This is a genomic window from Methylobacterium sp. WL9 (assembly GCF_008040035.1).
In the GTDB taxonomy this organism is placed as follows: Bacteria; Pseudomonadota; Alphaproteobacteria; order Rhizobiales; family Beijerinckiaceae; genus Methylobacterium; species Methylobacterium thuringiense.
This window is the reverse complement of sequence record NZ_VRVE01000181.1, coordinates 1-1,264: the sequence shown is the minus strand read 5'-3', so window position 1 is coordinate 1,264 and position 1,264 is coordinate 1. Positions and strand designations below refer to the sequence as shown.

Sequence of the window (1,264 nt, the reverse complement as noted above, 5' to 3'; positions counted from 1 at the left end):
ACGCCGGGCCGCCAGCGCAGGCCGACGCGGTGCGTGGCGACGCTTTCGCTGCGGCCGTTGCGGGTGCGCTCGTCCGCGCCGACCCGCGCGATCGATCCCCAGAGCACGGGGCCGGCGACGTAGCGGCGCAGATGTCCGCCGAACCCGTCCGGTTCGTCGAGCGGGGTTTCGAGCACGAAGCGGCGCCGCCGCGCGCCGATGGGCGCCTGGGTCATCGCGGATCTCCGGGGTTGCGTGGGGTCGGCGTTCAGAGCCGCATCAGGCGGTGCTGGGCGAGCAGCCCCGCGACGGCCGGCGGCATCACCAGCGTGCCGGTGGGCGCGCCGTCGCCGCGGTTCTCGAACCAGTCGGCCACGATCATGCGGATCGCCTGGGCGAGCGGGGCCGGCACCGGCGGCCCGTCGCCGCCGCTTCCGGCCGTGACCTCGATCAGCGCGGCCTTGCGCATCAGCAGCGGCACGGCCGGGTCGACCAGCAGGCAGGGAGCCTCCCACGGGTCGGGGCCGGGCCGCAGCAGGGCGGTGTCGATCTCGTCCACGAGGCCGTCGGCGCCGACGATCCCCGCCCGCGTCACCGCGACGAGGGGGCTCAACGGCAGCGGCAGCACGCCGCCCGCCGGCCAGGCCGTGAGCATCAGCCGGAAGCGCGCGGGCCGGACGAGCCGGCGCGTGGCCGCCTCGACGCCGGCACGGGCCGCGGCGACGAGCCCCTCGATCAGGGCGTCCTCGCCATGGTCGTCCGGATCGAGGCGCAGGTAGCCGCGCATCTCCGGCAGGCCCACCGGCTCGACGCCGAGTTCCGCGACGCGTATCGGAGTCATGCTTCTCCTCCCGCACGGGTTTCTTTGGATGTTGCGCAAGCCGACGCGGTTCGCGTGCCTCGCGGCCGCCCTCCTCGCCGCCGGCCCCGCCTGCGCCATCGTCGGCGGGCGCGAGGCGCCGGATTCCGTCGAGGCGCGCTCCGCGATCATGGTGCTGACCTCGAAGGGCGGGGCCTGCTCGGGCGTGGTGGTGGCGCGCGACGTCGTGCTGACGGCCGGGCATTGCGTGGCGGGCATGCCCGAGAACCGCATCCATTTTCGCGACGAGACCGGAAAACCGGTCCTGATGGAGGTCGCGGCGCGGGCAGTGCACCCCGGCTACGAGGCCGACGCGATCCGCGCCCGCACCCGCTCCATCGATCTCGCCCTGCTGCGCTCCGCCGAGCCGCTGCCGGCCCGCTTCGATCCCGCGGCCTTGAGCGCGGCGATGCCGGCCGCCGGCAC

The 1,264-nt window shown here is 75.6% G+C and carries 3 protein-coding genes; 1 reads left to right on the top strand and 2 read right to left on the bottom strand.

Annotation, left to right across the window (positions count from 1 at the left end):
- Both FV217_RS22345 and FV217_RS22340 read right to left on the bottom strand, forming a co-directional pair.
- The coding region (locus FV217_RS22345; protein WP_147821823.1) for a head-tail adaptor protein at positions 1-215 on the bottom strand (215 nt) is incomplete at its 3' end.
- 32 nt (positions 216-247) lie between these two features.
- The gene (locus tag FV217_RS22340; RefSeq protein WP_147821821.1) at positions 248-820 is read right to left on the bottom strand and encodes a hypothetical protein; all 573 of its coding nucleotides are present in this window, start codon (positions 818-820) and stop codon (positions 248-250) included.
- 28 nt (positions 821-848) lie between these two features.
- Here FV217_RS22340 and FV217_RS22335 point away from each other — a divergent pair.
- A partial coding sequence (locus FV217_RS22335) for a trypsin-like serine protease (RefSeq protein WP_147821825.1) occupies positions 849-1,264 on the top strand: 416 nt, incomplete at its 3' end.